Source organism: Serratia sp. 121840015-1, from assembly GCF_053627655.1.
Genome location: NZ_JBSEYF010000001.1, coordinates 255163 through 273258, shown reverse-complemented (window position 1 = coordinate 273258; position 18096 = coordinate 255163). Strand labels below are relative to the sequence as shown.

The window sequence follows — 18096 nt, the reverse complement described above, 5'->3', positions numbered from 1 at the left end:
GCGCCTGCGGGCGCCTTTTTTGTTGGCCTGCATTCGGCGAAGGTGAAATAACGCAAAGCAAAAAGCCGACCCTAAGGTCGGCTTTTTAAATGGTGGTGGAGCTAGACGGGATCGAACCGTCGACCTCTTGCATGCCATGCAAGCGCTCTCCCAGCTGAGCTATAGCCCCACAAAAGTGGTACGCGTTGACCGGCGTTACGGTATTCCCCAACCTCTCTGAGAAGAAGGTTGGTGGAGCTAGACGGGATCGAACCGTCGACCTCTTGCATGCCATGCAAGCGCTCTCCCAGCTGAGCTATAGCCCCGTTCCACAATCACTTTGTGCTGTGAACGGGGCGCATGATATGAAACCCGCTCAAAGCTGTCAACGGCTAAATTGAATTCCTGAATCAAGCGTTGAAAAAGCCGCCAAATCAGCATGTTTGGCGCCAAAAAATCATCACTTTGTGCAGAGTTCATCCATTTTGCGCGCTACATCTCAAAATGGCAAAAGACCCTGCATATCACATTGATTTTTAATTAACGGAATGTTAGTGAAATGCGCTTGAGTCGGACTCCCGAGCGGCATAGACTGCCCGCGCCACAAACTTCATTACTATAAACCGAGTCCGTCATGTCTTTGCATTCACCAAAAGAAATCGCCGCCCTCGCCGTTCAGGCCGGGGTAAACAAAAGCCGCGCCCCTCTCGCTAATCTGTTGATTCTGGGCTTTCTCGCCGGCGCTTTTATCGCCACCGGCTTTCTGCTGGATATTCACGTCATCGGCACCCTGCCGGCCGAATGGGGCTCTTTCGGCGCCCTGTTGGGTGCCGCGGTCTTTCCTATCGGTTTGATCCTGACCATTCTGGCCGGTGGCGAACTGCTGACCGGCAACATGATGACCTTGCCGATGGCCTGGTTTGCCCGCGAAATCCCCGCCATCGCCGTGCTGCGTAACTGGTTTTGGGTCACCCTGGCCAACCTGGCCGGCAGCCTGGCCGTCGCCTACTTCTTCGGTCATTTGCTGGGCCTGACCGAAGGTGCGTTCTTGCATAAAACGCTGGCGATCGCGCAGGCCAAAGTGGATGCGGACTTCCTGCACGCCTTTATTTCCGGCGTCGGCTGCAACTGGCTGGTGTGCCTGGCGGTATGGTTAGCCTTCGCCAGCAAGGATGTGCCGGGCAAAGTGATCGGCATGTGGTTCCCGGTCATGGCTTTTGTCGCCATCGGCTTCCAGCACGTGGTGGCGAACATGTTCATCATCCCGGCGGCCATCTTTGCCGGCGGCATGGGCTGGGAGCAGTATCTGCCCAATTTCGTCGCGGTATTTCTCGGCAACGCGCTGGGAGGCGCCGGCTTTGTCGGGCTGATGTATTTCCTCGCCTACCGCCCGGGGCTGCCGGCTAGCGAGCAAGCCTGACGCACCGCCATGAAAAAAGCCCCGGGATCGCTCCACGGGGCTTTTTCTTTATGACGTATCAGCGAATCAGGCTTGCGCTTCGCGCTCGGCGATGTAAGCCAGCGCCATGTCGATGCGCTGCAGCGAACGCTTCTGGCCGATCGCATGCACGGTCACGTCCATGCCCGGCGACTGGCCGGCGCCGGTCACCGCAACGCGCAGCGGCATGCCGACTTTACCCATGCCGACACCCAGCTCATCCGCCGTGCCCTGAATGGCGTCGTGCACGTTTTCCGGCGTCCAGACGGTGATGGCGGCCAGCTTGGCGCGCACCGCTTCCAGCGGCTGACGCGCCACCGGGCGCAGGTGCTTCTTGGCCGCGTCGGCGTCGAACTCGCTGAAGTCTTCGTAGAAGTAACGGCAGGACTCCGCCATCTCTTTCAGCGTTTTGCAACGCTCGCCCAGCAGTTTGACGATGTCTTTCAGCTCTGGCCCGTTGCGGGTTTCAATGCCCAGCTGCTCAACGTGCCATGCCAGATGCACCGCCACTTCTTCCGCCGGCATATGGTTGATGTAGTGGTGGTTCAGCCACTGCAGCTTCTCGGTGTTGAACGCGCTGGCGGATTTGTTGATCGCTTCCAGCGTGAAGAACTCTTTCATCTCATCGATGGAGAAGATCTCCTGATCGCCGTGGGACCAGCCCAGGCGCACCAGATAGTTCAGCAGCGCCTGCGGCAGATAGCCGTCGTCGCGGTACTGCATAACGCCGACGGCGCCGTGACGCTTGGACAGCTTTTTACCGTCGTCGCCGAGGATCATCGACACGTGCGCGTATTCCGGCACCGGCGCGCCCAGCGCTTTGAGAATGTTGATCTGGCGCGGGGTGTTGTTGATGTGGTCTTCGCCGCGGATCACATGGGTGATTTCCATGTCCCAGTCATCGACGACGACGCAGAAGTTATAGGTTGGCGAACCGTCGGTGCGGCGGATGATCAGATCGTCCAGCTCCTGGTTGCTGAATTCGATCGGGCCGCGAATTTTGTCGTCGAAGATCACCGAGCCTTCCTGCGGGTTGCGGAAGCGCACCACGTGCGGCTCGTCGTCGGTGTGGCTGCACTGGCTGTCGCGGCAGTGGCCGTCGTAACGCGGCTTTTCGCCGTTTTCCATCTGCTTCTCGCGCAGCGCTTCCAGACGTTCCTTGGAGCAATAGCATTTATAGGCCGTGCCCTGCTCCAGCATCTCGTCGATGACCGCGTTGTAACGATCGAAACGCTTGGTCTGGAAATACGGGCCTTCATCCCAATCCAGGTTCAACCAGTTCATGCCATCCATAATTGCGTCGATCGCGTCCTGGGTGGAGCGTTCCAGATCGGTATCTTCGATACGCAGAACGAACTCACCGCCCGCATGGCGGCTGAACAACCAGGAGTAAAGTGCGGTACGCGCGCCGCCGACGTGAAGATAGCCGGTCGGGCTCGGTGCAAAACGGGTTTTGATTTTCATTGGGTTCACTGCCTTATTACGCAACGCGTGTCGGCGGTTGCCGACGATTGCTCGGAATTGAAAAAAGAGTGGACGACATTGTATCACCACGCGCTAATTCCTCAACGCCGACACGATATTGCACCGGTCGATTTCGCGCGTTTTGCGGCGAGTTTCGCATAGCGTTGCGCAAAGAATCGGCGCCGTTGGCGATAATTATCGCGCCCTGCCTAAATTTGCGGCGAACGATTGAAATCATTTTAAAAACCGTTGACTCACTTTGAACTATCCCTATAATGCGACTCCAACAAGACGGGGCGATTAGCTCAGTTGGTAGAGCATCTCCTTTACACGGAGGGGGTCGGCGGTTCGAGCCCGTCATCGCCCACCATCTTGTTGAGTAAAAATGAGAACGAATGAGGGTGATTAGCTCAGTTGGTAGAGCATCTCCTTTACACGGAGGGGGTCGGCGGTTCGAGCCCGTCATCACCCACCATCATTCTCTCGTTTAGCAGTACCTGGAAGTCCTGAAGTGGGTGATTAGCTCAGTTGGTAGAGCATCTCCTTTACACGGAGGGGGTCGGCGGTTCGAGCCCGTCATCACCCACCACTTCTGCGGGTCGTTAGCTCAGTTGGTAGAGCAGTTGACTTTTAATCAATTGGTCGCAGGTTCGAATCCTGCACGACCCACCAATTCAGAGAAAAGCGCCTTTTGGCGCTTTTTTCGTTTCTGCGCCCCCCTAAACCCGACTTAATCTTCTTGCCGACAGAGTTCACCGAGTCGTGCAGGATAAGACAAAAGCATTTATGCTTTTGAACAGCGCTTGCGCTGGCCCGAAGGGGCCGGCTATGAAATAGGCGGATAGCCGTAGAGGTTCGAGCATCGCGCAGCGATACGACAACGCGCAGCGTTGCCCGCAGGGTGAGGCCACGGGCCGAATCAATCCTGCACGACCCACCAATTCAGAAAAAAGCGCCTTTTGGCACTTTTTTCGTTTCTGCCGCACTCACTTCCCCTTCTTCTTATTCTCTCTATTCACCACACGCTAAGATACGAATGGTTATCATTTTGGCGGCTTGAATGGTAAATTAGCGGGCATCCACCACGCAGCCAATCCGCCGCCGGATTGATACGCCTTAGTTCAAGGAAAGAAAGAGCCCGCTCATGACCCTATCCTTACGCCAGCTGTTCATTGCATTTATCGCCACTTCCAGCCTGCTGCTCAGCGGCTGCGGCCCGGACGACAAGAGCGACGGGCAGAAACCGTCCGCCCCCGCTGCCGACAGCAGTTGGCCGCGCACCATCGACAGCGCCAAAGGGAAGTTCACGCTGGAAAAACCGCCGCAGCGCATCGTGTCCACCAGCGTCACCATCACCGGCACGCTGCTGGCTATCGACGCCCCGGTGGTCGCCAGCGGCGCCACCAGCCCGAACCCTCTGGTGGCCGATAAACAAGGCTTCTTTACCCAGTGGAGCGAGGTAGCCAAACAGCGCCACGTCGAACGATTGTATCAGGTGGAGCCCAATGCCGAAGCCGTCGCCGCCGCCGCGCCGGATTTGATCGTCGTCGCCGCAACCGGCGGGGATTCGGCGTTGAAACTGTATGATCAGCTGTCCGCCATTGCGCCGACGCTGGTGCTCGATTATGGCGACAAAAGCTGGCAACAGCTGGCCAGCGAGCTCGGCGAGATCACCGGCCATGAAGCCGGCGCCAAACAGGCGGAAGATCGTTTCGAACAGCGCGTGGAGCAAGTGAAGCAGGCGATCGCGCTGCCGCCGCAGCCGACCACCCCGCTGGTGTATGCCGACAACGGCCGCGAGGCCATGCTGTGGACACCGGGGTCAGCCCAGGGCAAACTGCTGACCCAGCTCGGCTTCCAACTGGCCACCCCGCCGGAAAGCGCCAAAGGCAATGCCAGCATGGGTAAACGCCATGACATCATCCAGATCTCCGGCGAAAAAATGGCCGAGGGCCTGAACGGCAAAACGCTGATCCTGTTCGCCACCAACGAGCGTAAAGTGCAAGAGGTGCTGACCAACCCGTTCCTCAAACATCTGGAGCCGGTGGAACAGCGGCACGTCTACGCCGTCGGCAACGACACTTTCCGTCTCGATTACTACAGCGCCACCAACATGCTGAACCAAATCGAACGGCTGTTCAAAAAGCCCTGAACCACGCCGTCGGCAGGCCAGCCTCCTGCCGACGTTTGCCATAAACAGGGCAACCGTTCACATTCAATCAATTGAAATATCAATAGTTATTAACATCGTCAACGCACCTGCGCCACCAACCGGCGGGTGCATGCGGGCGTAAACTCGTGCTACTATTAGCGCCCGCATGAACGCAAATAACAATGAGAATAAAAATCATACAGGAGTTACCGGTGTGAACGTACCCACTCCGACTGAGCGGACGCTTTCGTCCGCACCGCACGCAGCTTACGTCAGTGGCTTCAAACGCATCGCCGGGTTCGGTATCGGCTTGGCGCTGTTGCTGCTGTGCATCATTGCCAGCCTGATGCTGGGTTCCAAAGCCATCCCCTTCCATACCGTCTGGCTCAGCCTGCAGGGCGCCGCGAGCGGTTCCGACAGCACCATCATTCTCAACGCCCGGGTACCCCGCACGCTGGCGGGCATCTTGGCCGGCATGGCGCTCGGCGCCGCCGGCGCGCTGATTCAGGCGTTGACGCGCAATCCGTTGGCCGATCCCGGCGTGCTCGGCATCAACGCCGGCGCCAGCTTCGCCGTGGTCATCGGCATCATGTTTTTCGGCGCGGCCACCACCGAAAGCTATATGGCCTACGCCTTCGTCGGTGCCGCCCTCACCACCCTGCTGGTCTACCTGATCGGCACGCTGGCGGGCGGGCGCATCAACCCGGTGCGGCTGACGCTGGCTGGCGTGGCGATCGGCGCGGTGTTGCTCGGCATCACCACCGGGCTGTCGCTGATCGATCCACAAACCTTCGACCAACTGCGCTTCTGGCAGGCCGGCACGCTGGATATCCGCACGCTGTCCACGCTGCCGGTTACCGCCCCCGCCATTTTGCTCGGCTGCCTGCTGACGCTGCTCATCGCCCGGCCGCTGAATACCATCGGCATGGGGGAAGACCTGGCTATCGCGCTCGGCGCGCGCGTGGTGCTGACTCAGGTCGTCGCGGTGATCGCCATCACGCTGCTGTGCGGTGCGGCGACCGCCACCGTCGGCCCAATCAGTTTCATCGGCCTGATGGTGCCGCATATCGCCCGCTGGTGGGTCGGCCCCGACCAGCGCTGGATCCTGCCCTACTCCATGCTGCTGGCGCCGATTTTACTGCTGTGCGCCGACGTGGTCGGCCGTTTGCTGGCGGCCGGTGAGCTGCGGGTTTCCATCGTGGCGGCCTTCATCGGCGCGCCGGTGCTGATCTGGCTGGTGCGCCGCAAGAAAACGCTGGGGGGTCTGTGATGAGTCTGCCCCACACGTTGCATATCGGCCGCCCAGACGGCGTCATCAACTGGCGCATGCCGCTGCGCCTGCTGTTGGTCAATCTTTCGCTGCTGGCGTTGTGTCTGGCAATGGCCGTTGCCGCGCTGTGCTACGGCACGCTGCAGCTTTCGCTGGAACAGGTCTTTGCCGCGCTCAGCGGCGAGGCGCCGAAAAATCTGGTCACCGTGGTTACCCAATGGCGCTTGCCGCGTATCGCCATGGCGCTGCTGTTAGGCGGCGCACTCGGCATGAGCGGCGCCATCTTCCAGTCGATTATCCGCAACCCGCTCGGCAGCCCGGACGTGATTGGCTTTAACATGGGGGCTTACACCGGCGCGCTGATCGCCATCACCCTGTTCAACGGCGGCTATTACTACATCGCCGGCGGTGCGCTGGCCGGCGGCATTCTCTCCGCGCTGGCCATCTACCTGCTGGCCTGGCGCCAGGGCATCGCCGGCTTCCGGCTGATCATCGTCGGCATCGCCATCAGCGCGGTGCTGGTCTCCACCAATACCTGGCTGATCATCACCGCCTCGCTGGAGCGCGCCATGGACGCCGCCATGTGGCAGGCCGGTTCACTCAACGGCATGACCTGGCAGAAAGCCCAGCCCGCTACGGCGTTCATCGTGTTGGCGGCCGCGGCCGCGCTGCTGATGGGCAAACGGCTGCAGCTGCTGGAAATGGGCGACGACACGGCGCGCGCACTGGGCGTGAACGCCGAAGGCAGCCGGCTGTGGCTGATGCTGTTCGGCGTCACCCTCACCGCCGCCGTCACCGCCACCGCCGGGCCGATTTCCTTTATCGCGCTGGCGGCGCCGCAGATCGCCCGCCGCCTGGCTGGACAATCCTCGGTCACCCTGACGTCCTCGGCGCTGATGGGCGCGACGCTGCTGCTCGGCGCCGACGTGGTGTCCCAACATCTTTTTGCGCCGATCCAACTGCCGGTCGGGGTCGTGACCGTCTGCATCGGCGGCCTGTACCTGATTTGGCTGCTCATCCGTGAGGCCCGCAGATAATGAAAAGTGATAACGCCATGAGCCACCGCCTGCACGCCTCGCACCTGAAGCTGGGCTACGACAATAAAATCATCGCTGACGATCTGAGCGTGGCGATCCCCGACGGCGCCTTCACGGTGATCGTCGGGCCGAACGCCTGCGGCAAATCGACGCTGCTGCGCGCCCTGTGCCGCCTGCTCAAACCCAGCGCCGGCGAGGTGATGCTGGACGGCAAAAACATCAGCAGCTTCGCCACCAAGGCGCTGGCGCGCGAGCTTGGGCTGCTGCCGCAAACTTCGATCGCACCGGACAGCATTACCGTGGCGGACCTGGTATCGCGCGGCCGCTATCCGCACCAGAGCCTGCTGAAACAGTGGACGCAGGCCGACAAACAGGCGGTGGAAGCCGCCATGGCGGCCACCAACGTCAGCCAGTTGGCGGACCGCAGCGTCGACGAGCTGTCCGGCGGGCAGCGCCAACGCGTCTGGGTGGCGATGGCGTTGGCACAGCAAACGCCGCTGCTGCTGCTGGATGAACCGACCACCTATCTGGACATCGCGCACCAAATCGAGCTGCTGGATCTGTTCCGCCAGCTCAACCGCGAGCACGGCCAAACCCTCATCGCGGTGCTGCACGATCTCAACCACGCCTGCCGCTATGCCGATCACATCATCGCCATGCGCGACGGCAAGATCGTGGCGGAGGGGAACCCGGCGGAAATCATCACCGCCGAGCTGGTGGAACGGGTGTTCGGCATGCCGTGCATGATCATCGACGATCCGCTGTCCCACACCCCGCTGGTGATCCCGCGCGGCCGCTATCACTGCGACGCGCCGCAGGCATGAAAAAGGCCGGGTTACCCCGGCCTTTTCGTTACTTCTCCAGCGACACCTGCTTGAAGATGTGTTTGCCGAACGGGTCTATTTCGTAGCCTTTCACTTCCTTGCGCACCGGTTCGAAAATGGTCGAGTGCGCGATCATCAGCGCCGGCATCTGATCGTGCATCATCACCTGCGCCTGCTGGTACATCGCCACCCGCTTGGCGTGATCGTTCTCCTCGCGCGCCTGCAGGATCAGCTGGTCGAACGGTTTGTAGCACCATTTCGCCGAGTTGGAGCCGCCGAGCGAAGCGCAGGTGAACAGCGGGCCGAAGAAGTTGTCCGGATCGCCGTTGGCGGTGGTCCAGCCCATCAGCGCCGTCTGGTGCTCGCCGTTTTTAATCCGCTGCAAATATTCGCCCCATTCGAAGGTGACGATTTTGGCGCGCACGCCGATCTTGGCCCAGTCGGCCTGGATCATCTCCGCCATGCGCTTGGCGTTGGGGTTATAGGGCCGCTGCACCGGCATCGCCCACAGATCGATGTCAAACCCCTGCCCCAGCCCGGCTTCCTGCAACAGCTGCTTCGCCCGCTCCGGCGAATACGGGTAGTCTTCAAGCTGCGCGTTGCTGCCCCACTGGGTCGGCGGCAGCAGGTTCTTGGCCGGCTGGCCGGCGCCGTGGAACACCGCCTCGATGATCGCCGGCTTGTTGACCGCCAGCGCCAACGCCTGGCGTACCTTGACGTTATCCAACGGTTTTTTCTGGGTATTAAACGCCAGGAAGCCGATATTCAAGCCGGATTTTTCCATCACCTGAAGGTTGCCGTCCTGCCGCATGCGCGCCAGATCCGCCGGGTTGGGGAACGGCATCACCTGGCACTCGTTCTTTTGCAGCTTGGCGTAACGCACCGTCGCATCCGGCGTGATCGAAAACACCAGCCGATCGATCTTCGGTTTGCCTTCCCAGTAGCGGTCGAACGCCTTGTACAGGATTTTCGCGTCCTTCTGGTACTGCACCAGCTGGAACGGCCCGGTGCCTATCGGATCGTTGTCCACCCGCTGCGGCGTACCGGCCTTCAGCATCGCGTCGGCATATTCCGCCGAAAAAATAGTGGCGAAGTACATGCCCAGATCGGCGACGAACGGCGCCTCGGCGCGGGAGAGCTCAAAGCGCACGGTGTGATCGTCCACCTTGACGATCCGGTCGATCAGCGTGCCGAACTCCATCGACTCGAAGTTGGTGTAGGCGCCGTTGGAGACCTTGTGATACGGGTTGTTGTCGTCCTTTTGTCGCATAAACGAGAAGATGACGTCATCGGCGTTGAAATCGCGGGTAGGCGTGAAATATTTATTGCTCTGGAATGCCACGCCCTTGCGCAGGTGGAAGGTATAGCGCTTGCCGTCCTCGCTCACTTCCCAGCTTTCCGCCAGGCTGGGTTGCAGCTCGACGGTACCGGGTTTGAAGTCCACCAGCCGGTTGTAGATCGCCGCCGAACTGGCGTCCACCGTGGTGCCGGAGGTGAACAGCTGCGGGTTGAAGCCTTCCGGCGAGCCTTCGGAACAGTAGACCAGCGTATTGGCCCGCGCGCCGCCGGCAATCGCCAACGCCAGCAGCCCGATCGTTATTGCTTTTCTTTTCATTGCGCTATCCCCAGTGGTGAAAAAACAGCCCAACGGATAGCAATAAATCATGCAGTTAGCGAAGTAAAGGACAAATTCCGCGCATAAAAACGGGCAGGCGCGCAAGCGGCCTGCCCCGGTGAAACCGCCCGATGATGATGAAATTAAATCATCTGGCTGAAGTTCATCTGCGCCATCAGCTTATAGTTGTCGGCGTAGTCGACCGGAATGGCCACCACCACCGGCCCCTGGATCGCCATCGCCTTGCGCAGCATCGGCCGCAGATCGTCCACCGACTGCACGGCGAAACCGACCGCGCCGCAGGATTCCGCGTAGGCCTTGAAATCAATCGGCCCGAACTCCACGCCGGATTTGCGCTGGTATTTGTTCACTTCCTGCATCTCCACCATGTTGTAGGCGTTATCGACCCAGATGACGTGCACGATGTTGTTTTTCAGCCGCACCGCAGTCTCCAGCTCCATGCTCGACTGCATGAACCCGCCGTCGCCGGAGATAGACACCACTTTATCGCCGGGGCGCACCAGCGCCGCGCCGATGGCCCACGGCAGCGCCACCCCCATGGTTTGCTGGCCGTTGGAGATCAATAGCTGGCGGGCGCGGAAGCTGTACAGGTAGCGGGCGATCCAGATATGGAAACTGCCCATGTCCACACACAGGGTTACGTCGTCGCTGACGATGTCCTGCAGCTCCTTGACGATGCGCAGCGGGTGGATCGGCATGCCGCCGCGGCGGGCGGCGCGCTCCGCCAGTTCAGTGCGCTGGCGGCCGAGATCGGTGAGGATCAGCTCCACCTCCGGCGGCACGCAGACCGCCTCAGTGAACGTTTCGGTCATCATGTTCAGCGTGGCGCTGATGTTGCCCACCAGCTCAACGTCCGGCCGATAGCAGGTATCAATATCCGCCGGCAGCACGTCGATGTGCACCAGTTTCAGCCGCCCGTGGCTGTTCCACATGCAGGGATCGTATTCGATCGGATCATAACCGACGCTCACCACCAGATCGGCCTTCTGCAACAGCTGATCGGCCGGCTGGTTGTTGAACAGGCCGACGCGGCCGGCGAAACGGGCGAAGTGGTTGACGTCGATCACCCCCGCCGCCTGATAGGTGCCGACCACCGGCATATGGGTGCGGTACAGCAGATGGCGCACCGCCTCGCTGTTCTCCGGCCGGCTGGCCTGCAGGCCGAGCAGCAATACCGGGCATTTGGCCTGGCGGATCAGTTTCACCGCCGCCTGAATGTCGTCCGCCGCGGCGGCCCCCATGCGCGGCAAGCGGCAGCCGGCCAGCACCGGCGCGCTGACCGGTTCATTGACGATATCCATCGGCAGGCTGACGAACGATGCCCCCGGCCGGCCGAACTCGGCGCGGCGAAAGGCGTTGGCGATCACTTCGGAAATCGCCGAACCGGCATGCACTTCGGCGCAATACTTGGTCACCGGCCGGAACATGCTGACGGTATCCATGCTCTGGTGCGTCTGTTTCAGGCTGTCGGCGCGCTTCACCGCCCCGCCGAAGGCCACCACCGCGTCCCCTTCCGAAGTGGCGGTGGCCAGCCCGGTGATCAGGTTGGAACTGCCCGGCCCGGAGGTGACCAGCGCCACCCCGGCCTTACCGGTCAAGCGGCCGACCGCCGCCGCCATAAAGGCCGCGTTGGCCTCATGCCGTACCACCACCGTTTCAATCGATGGCGCGTCCTCCAGCGAGTCGAACACCCGGTCGATCTTGGCGCCCGGAATGCCGAAAACGTGTTTGACGCCCTGCGCTTCCAGGTTTTTCACCACCAAATCGGCGCCGCATTGCCAGTCATTGCCTGTTTTTTCCTGTGCCATGGTTCCACCTCCTAAGAAAACGATCGCCGGGGTTAGCCCTCGGCGGAACGAATCGCGCGATCCAAATCCTCTGGGCAGAGGTTGGCGCGCAAGAAATCCGCATCATGCGGTAACTGAAGATTGAGACGCGTGATGACGCCGAACTGCAGACGGCCATGATCGAGCTGGTAGTCCAGCACGTGGCCGCCGCCGCTGCGGTCGTCGGTAACGAAGTGTTCGTGATAGCCGGCCACGCCGATGCCCTGCATGTAATCCGGCGAGCGGAAACCGACCAGCGTGCCGCGCCGCTGATGGAACGAGAAGGTCGGCTGCTCTTCTATCGCCTCCAGCATCGGGCGGTAGGGCCGCTCCTGGCGAGGCACGGTACGGGTTTCCACGTGGCTGAACTCGCCGTCGACCCGCACCGCGCAAAACAGGTTCGGCGAGGCGACCTGCTCGTCGATGCACTGGTGCAGCTGCGCCTTGGTGATTGGCCGGTCGAATTGCTGGCTGACGCTGGGCTGGAAAAAGGTGACGACGGCGAAGGGGGTTTTCTGTTGCAGGCCGGCCGGCCGGGCGCTGCCGTCGGCGCGCAGCTGGTGTATTTCCTGATCGAAGGCGATCAGTTCGCCGTCCAGGTGATTGAAGGTGCCAAGGCCGAAATCGCCGTGCTTGAGCAGCTCGGCAATGGTGGTCTCCCCCTCGTAAACCCCGTCGATGAGCGCGCTCATCAGCGAGATTTGATAGATTTCGCCCTCCCCGGCGTTGATCGACTGCCTGGCAAAACCCTGCGCCAAATGGCGCGCACAGGAACACCCGTGTTTTTCGTTCATGACTGACTCCTCCACCAGCGCGGGATCGCGGTTCCGCGCGTTCAAAAGGCCCACCGACGGTGAGCCAAGATGTCCCCCAAGGCGCGTTCATCAGTTGGAACGATTCAGCCTAAGGCGACAAAAAAACCGGCACGGCTGGCCGGCCGATAACCAGGTATCAGATCAGAATGAGATAAAGTAAAGGCTTACTAATCATTGAGACTGAACCGGTTATCAAATTGAACGGTTAATCTGGTGTTGGAGCGACAATCAACTCCGCAGGCGGCTCGCGCAGCCTGGGAAAAACATCTGCTATTTAGTGCTAAGCGCCGCGAGGTTTATACGTTTTCTCTCTATACGGCCGGGATGGGACGGCCTTGAAGCCCGTCGTCAACCCGCAGCCAGAGTAGCCGCCGCGCCGTCGGCAGAGAAGCGGGTATTCATAAGAAACGCTTTTGCATATAATGCAAAAATGAATGACGCCCGCTATGTAGAACATCTGCCAATTTTTCTCGACGTGGCCCGCCTGGGCAGCTTTTCCGCCGCCGCGCGCCGGCTGGGCATGGTGCCCTCCTCGCTGGTGCGCCACATCGATGCCCTGGAAAGCGCGCTCGGCGCCGCGCTGTTCGTGCGCTCCACCCGCGGCCTGCTGCTGACCGACGCCGGCGAGCTGCTGCTGACGCGCGCCACCGCGCTGATGACGGACATTACCGGCCTTCGCGCCGAGCTGAGCGCGCTGAACGAAACGCCGCAGGGCACGCTGCGCATCAGCTGCCTGCCGACCTTCGGCAAAACCTATGTGCTGCCGCTGCTGCCGACGCTGGCGGAACGCTACCCGCAGCTGTCGGTCGACCTCGATCTGACCGAACGTCTGACCGATCCGACGCAGGAACGGCTCGACGCCGCCATCCGCATCGGCGAACAGAAGGACAGCGCGCTGTATGCCAGCCGCATCGCCACCCAACGCTGGGTGATGTGCGCCAGCCCCGCCTACGTCGCCCGCTATGGCCTGCCGGCCGATCTGGAGGCGCTGCCGCAGCATCGGCTGATCGCCCGCTACCACAAGCAGCAGCCGGCCTGCTGGGCGCAGATCCTCGACGCGGCGCTGATGAGCCGCTGCACCATGGCGCTGCGCTGCGACGACTTCACCGCGCAGCGCCAGGCCGCGCTGCTCGGGCTCGGCATCGCCTTCCTGCCCAACTGGGTGGTGGGGCCGGACGTGCAGCACGGGCAGCTGGTGCAAATGCTGGAAGATCCTCGCCATGAGCAGCAAGGCATCTATCTGCTGCGCCCGATGGCGAAGGTGTCCGCCCGGCTGGCGGCCTTCACCGCCCTGCTGCAGCAAACCATCGGTCAACCGCCCAGCTGGGGGTAAAGCGGCGTCACCCGGCCGTGCAAAGCCGGGTTGTCGCTCTCGTCCTTCAGCTCGATGCCGCTCAGCCGCCGCAGGAACGCCTGCTCCAGCAGCCAGGCCAGGCGGAACGCCGCCTGCGGATAATCCAACCCCTCGGGCCGCACGTTGGAGATACAGTTGCGCTCGGCGTCCGTTCTGCGCGCGTTCGGCCCCCAGGTCAAATAGACGCCCAGGCTGTCCGGCGACGACAGCCCCGGCCGTTCGCCGATCAGAACCGCCACCGCCCGGGCCTGCAGGCATTCGCCGATCTCATCCCCCAGCGCCACCCGCGCCTGATGCGCCAGCACCACCGGCGCGACGGTCAGCCCCAGCGAATCGAGATAGGGCCGCAGCGCCTGCAGCAGCGGCAGCGCCTGGCGGTGCACCGCCTTGGAGGAGAGGCCGTCCGCCACTATCAGCAGCAGATCGACGCGGCGCGATGGCGAACCGAGCAACAGGCTGCGGCTGTCCGACGCCAACCGCCGCCCCAGATCCGGTCGGCGCAGATAGGCGGCGCGATCGGCGGCCTGGCTGTGCACCGCCAGCGTGGGCCAACCGGCATCGTGCAGATCCGCCGCCAGCCGCTCGCTGTCGAAAGGTTGATGCACCGCGTCGCGCGCCTGGGCATGGGCCAGCCCGAAGCGCAGCAGCTCATCGGTCGGCAGGCTGGCGCCGGTGCGCCCCAGCGCGATGCGCGCATCGGTAAAGGCGCGCAGCGCGTCCCAGCTGTTGGCGTGAACCGGTTTGCTCATGTGCGTTCTCCCTGCAGCGCCAGCAACAGCGGATGATTGGCGGCGGCGTCGCGCAGCCGTCCGCGTTCGTCGGTAATGTTCATCGCCGCCAGCCAGGCGGCGAACTCCGGCGCGTGCTTCAGCCCCAGCAGTTCGCGGATATAGAGCGCGTCATGGAACGATGTGCTTTGGTAGTTGAGCATGATGTCGTCCGCGCCCGGCACGCCGATCAGGAACGTTAACCCGGCGGCGGCCAACAGCGTCAGCAGCGTGTCCATGTCGTCCTGATCGGCTTCGGCATGGTTGGTGTAGCAGACGTCGCAGCCCAGCGGCAGGCCGAGCAGCTTGCCGCAGAAGTGGTCCTCCAGCCCGGCGCGGATAATTTGCTTGCCGTCATACAGGTATTCGGGGCCGATAAACCCTACCACGGTGTTGATCAGCAGCGGCGAGAAATGGCGCGCCACCGCATAGGCGCGCGCCTCGCAAGTTTGCTGATCGACGCCGTGATGGGCGTTGGCCGACAGGCAGCTGCCCTGCCCGGTTTCGAAATACATCACGTTGTCGCCCAGTGTGCCGCGCCTGAGGCTCAGCGCCGCCTGCTGCGCTTCCACCAGCAGCGCCAAACTGATGCCGAAGCCGCGATTGGCCGCTTCGGTACCGGCGATCGACTGAAACACCAGATCCACCGGCGCGCCGCGCTCTATCAGCCGCAGCGTGTTGGTCACGTGGGTCAGCACGCAGGATTGGGTGGGAATGGCGAAGCGCTGGATCACGTCGTCCAGCATGTAGTTGAGCTTTTCCAGCAGCGGCAGGCTGTCGCTGGCCGGATTGATGCCGACCACCGCATCGCCGCTGCCGTACAACAGGCCGTCCAGCATGCTGGCGGCGATGCCCTGCAGGCTGTCGGTCGGGTGATTGGGCTGCAGCCGCACGCTGAGGTGGCCCGGCAGGCCGATCGTATTGCGAAAGCGCGTCACCACCCGGCACTTCTTCGCCACCAGGATCAGATCCTGATTGCGCATGAGCTTGCTCACCGCCGCCGCCATCTCCGGCGTGATACCGGCCGCCACCTGCGCCAGCATGGCGCTGTCCGCCTGCTCGCTCAGCAACCAATCGCGAAAATCACCGACCGTGAGGTGCGAGATGGGCTCAAAGGCGGCGGCATCGTGGCCGTCGATAATCAGGCGCGTCACCTCGTCCTCTTCGTACGGCACCAGCGCCTGCTGCAGGAACGCCTTGAGCGGCAAGTCCGCCAGCGCAATGCGCGCCGCCATACGCTCTTCGGCGCTTTGCGCCGCCACCTCCGCCAGATAATCGCCGGAACGCGCCGGCGAAGCCTTCGCCATCAGCTGACGCAGATCGCCAAAGCGATAGCCGCGTTGGCCCACCGTTGCCTGATACATAGCCCCCTCCCTTGCCCCGAGTGACGAGATAACAGCCCTGCACCAAGTGTAGTCAGTGGGAAAAGAAAATTATTTTGCACGCGATCGCCGCCGTCGCGCTTTCCCCCATTTCACCCGCCGCCGCTTCGGGTTACAGTAGCCGCGAAAAAAGGAGGGGTGATGGATCCGCAACGGCAAATTATCGACTGGCTGCAACAAGATGACGCTCGCATGGCCGCCCTGCGCACCGCGCGCCGGCTCGGCCTGAATGACTGGTGCCTGGGCGCCGGCTTCGTACGCAATCTGGTGTGGGATCGGCGCCACGGCTACCTGGACGCCACGCCGCTCAACGATATCGACGTGATCCACTTCGATGCGGAGCGTGCGGACGCCGAGCGCGATCGCATGCTGGAGACGCGCCTGCACCAATGGCTGCCGCGGCCTTGGTCGGTCAAGAATCAGGCGCGCATGCACCTGCGCGGCGGGCGGGCGCCTTACCGCGACAGCGAAGAGGCCATCAGCTTTTGGACCGAAGTGGAAACGGCGATCGGCGCGCGCCTGAACGCCGACGACAGCATCACGCTGGTGGCCCCCTTCGGGCTCACGGCGCTGTTCGACGACACCATCACCTTCAACGTGAAAAACGGCGATCGCGCGGCCTATGCCCAGCGCGTGCTCAACAAAGGCTGGCTGCAGCGCTGGCCGCACCTGCGGCAGGTAAAGATTTAATCGCCGCTGCCGATACCCTGAACAGCGATAGCCAGACTCAGGGAGAGCACCCATGTCGACCACCATCACCATGATCGTACCGATCAAAAATACCGTTCCCGGCGTCAGCCACGTCTTCAGCGCGCCGGGCCATCAGGGCGAATTGCTGATGGCCAAACCGGTCAACAACCAGCCGGAAGGCGGCAAGGCGAAGAAAAGCGAAGGCGCCAGCGGCAATGACGAACCGGAAAATCTCAACGAAAGCCGCGCCTCGGCACGCATCAAGGCGCTGAACCGGCAGATTCAGGCTCTGCAGCAAAAGCTGGTGGAGCTGAAGGACTCCAGCGCCGATCCCAAAGAGATCGAGAAGCAAAAGCAGCTGATTGAAGCACAGATCAAGATGTTGCAGGCCGAGATCGCGCGCATCCAGAAAGAAGAAATGGAAAAGCAGCAACAGGAGCAAATGGAAAAAGCCGCGGCGCAATCCGGCGACGGCGTAAACCGCCCGACGCCGCTCAACGCGGTGGACGTCTATATCTGAATCAATATTCGGCGTTTTCCTGCCGGCGCTGGTGCAGCAGCGCCGCCTGCTGACGCGCCACCTGCCAGATGGCCTCCGCCGCTGGCGTCAGCGAGCGGTTCTTGCGCCGCACCAGCATCAACGCGCGATTGATCTCCGGCACCAGCCGCCGTACCCGGAGCCGCCCCCCTTCCGGCAGCGGCAGCGCCAACGCCGGGAAGATACTGATGCCAATCCCTTCCGCCACCATCGGGAACAGCGTAGCCGGATGACCGATTTCCTGCACCACCTGCGCCTCGACGCCCTGCTGCCTCAGCGCGCTGTCGATCAACGGCCGGCTGCCCGACGCGTAATCCTGCAACACCAGGCGGCAGCCGTTTAACGCCGACCAACGCACCTCTTGACGCGCAGCAAACGGGTGATCGTCGCGGCACAGCAGCAGGAACGGTTCATGCAGCACCGCTTCGCACTCCAAATCCACCGCCTGCACCGGATCGACCACGATGCCGAAATCCACCTCGGCATTGCGCACGCTGTGCAGCACCTGCTGCTGCGCCTGATCGCGCAGCATGATGCGTATCTCCGGATATTCGCGCTCGCCGGCGGCGATGCACTGCGGCATCAGATGGGCGGAAATGGTCTGGCTGGTCGCCACCCGCACCGTGCCGCTGCGCTGTACGCCAAAGCTGCGCGCATCCAGCAACGCGGCCTGCAGTTCGTCCAGCAGCCGTTCGACCCGGTTGGCCAGCCGCAGGCCGGCGTCGGTCAACACCACTTCACGCGTGGTGCGATCCAGCAGGCGCACGCCGACCTCCGCCTCCAGCTCTTTCACGCTGTGGCTGACCGCCGATTGCGTCAGGCCGATCGCCTCACCGGCGCGGCTGAAGCTGCCGTGGCGGGCGACAGCGACGAACACCCGCAGCTGTTTGAGTGAGTAATTCATGTATTTTATTCATAGATGAA

At 62.2% G+C, this 18096-nt stretch carries 15 protein-coding genes and 6 tRNA genes; 12 read left to right on the top strand and 9 right to left on the bottom strand.

The window, feature by feature from the left end:
* Window positions 1–93: 93 nt before the first annotated feature.
* Window positions 94–169 (bottom strand) — tRNA-Ala (locus tag ACUXAC_RS01305).
* A gap of 60 nt (window positions 170–229) precedes the next feature.
* Window positions 230–305 (bottom strand) — tRNA-Ala (locus ACUXAC_RS01300).
* 308 nt (window positions 306–613) lie between these two features.
* Between ACUXAC_RS01300 and ACUXAC_RS01295 the strand changes: the two genes are divergently transcribed.
* Window positions 614–1399, top strand: coding sequence for a formate/nitrite transporter family protein (locus tag ACUXAC_RS01295; RefSeq protein WP_047730144.1), 786 nt, complete (start codon window positions 614–616; stop codon window positions 1397–1399).
* A gap of 66 nt (window positions 1400–1465) precedes the next feature.
* Here ACUXAC_RS01295 and gltX read toward each other — a convergent pair whose 3' ends face one another.
* Window positions 1466–2881, bottom strand: a complete 1416-nt coding sequence (gene gltX, locus ACUXAC_RS01290; RefSeq protein ID WP_033643946.1) for a glutamate--tRNA ligase — start codon at window positions 2879–2881, stop codon at window positions 1466–1468.
* Window positions 2882–3175: 294 nt separating this feature from the next.
* On the opposite strand from gltX, the gene ACUXAC_RS01285 reads away from it, so the two are divergent.
* The 8 genes from ACUXAC_RS01285 to ACUXAC_RS01250 all read left to right on the top strand — a co-directional run bounded on the left by ACUXAC_RS01285 (window position 3176) and on the right by ACUXAC_RS01250 (window position 8164).
* Window positions 3176–3251, top strand: a tRNA-Val gene (locus ACUXAC_RS01285).
* 29 nt (window positions 3252–3280) lie between these two features.
* Window positions 3281–3356: transfer RNA gene (locus ACUXAC_RS01280), tRNA-Val, on the top strand.
* Window positions 3357–3394: 38 nt separating this feature from the next.
* Window positions 3395–3470: transfer RNA gene (locus ACUXAC_RS01275), tRNA-Val, on the top strand.
* A 7-nt stretch (window positions 3471–3477) separates the two neighbouring features.
* Window positions 3478–3553, top strand: a tRNA-Lys gene (locus tag ACUXAC_RS01270).
* 472 nt (window positions 3554–4025) lie between these two features.
* Window positions 4026–5033, top strand: coding sequence for a Fe2+-enterobactin ABC transporter substrate-binding protein (gene fepB / locus ACUXAC_RS01265; RefSeq protein WP_060419877.1), 1008 nt, complete (start codon window positions 4026–4028; stop codon window positions 5031–5033).
* Window positions 5034–5247: 214 nt separating this feature from the next.
* A complete protein-coding gene (gene fepD / locus ACUXAC_RS01260) occupies window positions 5248–6303 on the top strand; it encodes a Fe(3+)-siderophore ABC transporter permease (protein WP_060439285.1) in 1056 nt (351 codons plus the stop codon).
* A complete protein-coding gene (gene fepG / locus ACUXAC_RS01255; RefSeq protein ID WP_060419869.1) occupies window positions 6303–7340 on the top strand; it encodes an iron-enterobactin ABC transporter permease in 1038 nt (345 codons plus the stop codon). Before fepD ends, fepG begins: the two co-directional genes overlap by 1 nt.
* Window positions 7341–7357: 17 nt before the next feature.
* A complete protein-coding gene (locus ACUXAC_RS01250; protein WP_049272132.1) occupies window positions 7358–8164 on the top strand; it encodes an ABC transporter ATP-binding protein in 807 nt (268 codons plus the stop codon).
* Window positions 8165–8192: 28 nt separating this feature from the next.
* On the opposite strand, the gene ACUXAC_RS01245 is transcribed toward ACUXAC_RS01250, so the two are convergent.
* From ACUXAC_RS01245 to budA, 3 genes are all read right to left on the bottom strand, one after another.
* The gene (locus ACUXAC_RS01245) at window positions 8193–9779 is read right to left on the bottom strand and encodes an ABC transporter substrate-binding protein (protein ID WP_421115178.1); all 1587 of its coding nucleotides are present in this window, start codon (window positions 9777–9779) and stop codon (window positions 8193–8195) included.
* 143 nt (window positions 9780–9922) lie between these two features.
* Complete coding sequence (gene alsS, locus ACUXAC_RS01240) at window positions 9923–11608, bottom strand: acetolactate synthase AlsS (RefSeq protein ID WP_033635442.1); 1686 nt, start codon at window positions 11606–11608, stop codon at window positions 9923–9925.
* 32 nt (window positions 11609–11640) lie between these two features.
* A complete protein-coding gene (gene budA / locus ACUXAC_RS01235; protein WP_033643951.1) occupies window positions 11641–12420 on the bottom strand; it encodes an acetolactate decarboxylase in 780 nt (259 codons plus the stop codon).
* Window positions 12421–12871: 451 nt separating this feature from the next.
* On the opposite strand from budA, the gene ACUXAC_RS01230 reads away from it, so the two are divergent.
* Window positions 12872–13774 (top strand): LysR family transcriptional regulator, encoded by a 903-nt coding sequence (locus tag ACUXAC_RS01230; RefSeq protein WP_060439281.1) that lies wholly within the window; start codon window positions 12872–12874, stop codon window positions 13772–13774.
* Here the strand turns inward: ACUXAC_RS01230 and eutC are convergent.
* Entirely contained in the window at window positions 13753–14544 is a 792-nt protein-coding gene (gene eutC / locus ACUXAC_RS01225) for an ethanolamine ammonia-lyase subunit EutC (RefSeq protein WP_084827315.1), read from the bottom strand. The two genes, ACUXAC_RS01230 and eutC, sit on opposite strands and share 22 nt — an antisense overlap.
* Window positions 14541–15926: an ethanolamine ammonia-lyase subunit EutB gene (locus ACUXAC_RS01220; RefSeq protein WP_343181830.1), complete on the bottom strand. Its 1386-nt coding sequence runs from the start codon at window positions 15924–15926 to the stop codon at window positions 14541–14543. Before ACUXAC_RS01220 ends, eutC begins: the two co-directional genes overlap by 4 nt.
* Window positions 15927–16085: 159 nt before the next feature.
* Here ACUXAC_RS01220 and ACUXAC_RS01215 point away from each other — a divergent pair, with 159 nt between their 5' ends.
* Window positions 16086–16634: a nucleotidyltransferase family protein gene (locus ACUXAC_RS01215; protein ID WP_060419854.1), complete on the top strand. Its 549-nt coding sequence runs from the start codon at window positions 16086–16088 to the stop codon at window positions 16632–16634.
* Window positions 16635–16686: 52 nt separating this feature from the next.
* Window positions 16687–17154 carry a FlxA-like family protein gene (locus ACUXAC_RS01210; RefSeq protein ID WP_060419851.1) on the top strand — a complete coding sequence of 156 codons (468 nt, stop codon included), beginning with the start codon at window positions 16687–16689 and terminating at the stop codon, window positions 17152–17154.
* A 1-nt stretch (window position 17155) separates the two neighbouring features.
* Here ACUXAC_RS01210 and ACUXAC_RS01205 read toward each other — a convergent pair whose 3' ends face one another.
* Entirely contained in the window at window positions 17156–18076 is a 921-nt protein-coding gene (locus tag ACUXAC_RS01205; RefSeq protein ID WP_086580266.1) for a LysR family transcriptional regulator, read from the bottom strand.
* Between the last annotated feature and the right edge of the window lie 20 nt (window positions 18077–18096).

Excerpts from the sequence above, each read along its gene's own strand:
- ACUXAC_RS01295 (WP_047730144.1), top strand. The coding sequence starts at position 614 with ATGTCTTTGCATTCACCAAAAGAAATCGCCGCCCTCGCCGTTCAGGCC.
- gltX (WP_033643946.1), bottom strand. The coding sequence starts at position 2,881 with ATGAAAATCAAAACCCGTTTTGCACCGAGCCCGACCGGCTATCTTCAC.
- fepB (WP_060419877.1), top strand. The coding sequence starts at position 4,026 with ATGACCCTATCCTTACGCCAGCTGTTCATTGCATTTATCGCCACTTCC.
- fepG (WP_060419869.1), top strand. The coding sequence starts at position 6,303 with ATGAGTCTGCCCCACACGTTGCATATCGGCCGCCCAGACGGCGTCATC.
- ACUXAC_RS01250 (WP_049272132.1), top strand. The coding sequence starts at position 7,358 with ATGAGCCACCGCCTGCACGCCTCGCACCTGAAGCTGGGCTACGACAAT.
- ACUXAC_RS01245 (WP_421115178.1), bottom strand. The coding sequence starts at position 9,779 with ATGAAAAGAAAAGCAATAACGATCGGGCTGCTGGCGTTGGCGATTGCC.
- alsS (WP_033635442.1), bottom strand. The coding sequence starts at position 11,608 with ATGGCACAGGAAAAAACAGGCAATGACTGGCAATGCGGCGCCGATTTG.
- budA (WP_033643951.1), bottom strand. The coding sequence starts at position 12,420 with ATGAACGAAAAACACGGGTGTTCCTGTGCGCGCCATTTGGCGCAGGGT.
- ACUXAC_RS01230 (WP_060439281.1), top strand. The coding sequence starts at position 12,872 with ATGAATGACGCCCGCTATGTAGAACATCTGCCAATTTTTCTCGACGTG.
- eutC (WP_084827315.1), bottom strand. The coding sequence starts at position 14,544 with ATGAGCAAACCGGTTCACGCCAACAGCTGGGACGCGCTGCGCGCCTTT.
- ACUXAC_RS01220 (WP_343181830.1), bottom strand. The coding sequence starts at position 15,926 with ATGTATCAGGCAACGGTGGGCCAACGCGGCTATCGCTTTGGCGATCTG.
- ACUXAC_RS01215 (WP_060419854.1), top strand. The coding sequence starts at position 16,086 with ATGGATCCGCAACGGCAAATTATCGACTGGCTGCAACAAGATGACGCT.
- ACUXAC_RS01210 (WP_060419851.1), top strand. The coding sequence starts at position 16,687 with ATGTCGACCACCATCACCATGATCGTACCGATCAAAAATACCGTTCCC.
- ACUXAC_RS01205 (WP_086580266.1), bottom strand. The coding sequence starts at position 18,076 with ATGAATTACTCACTCAAACAGCTGCGGGTGTTCGTCGCTGTCGCCCGC.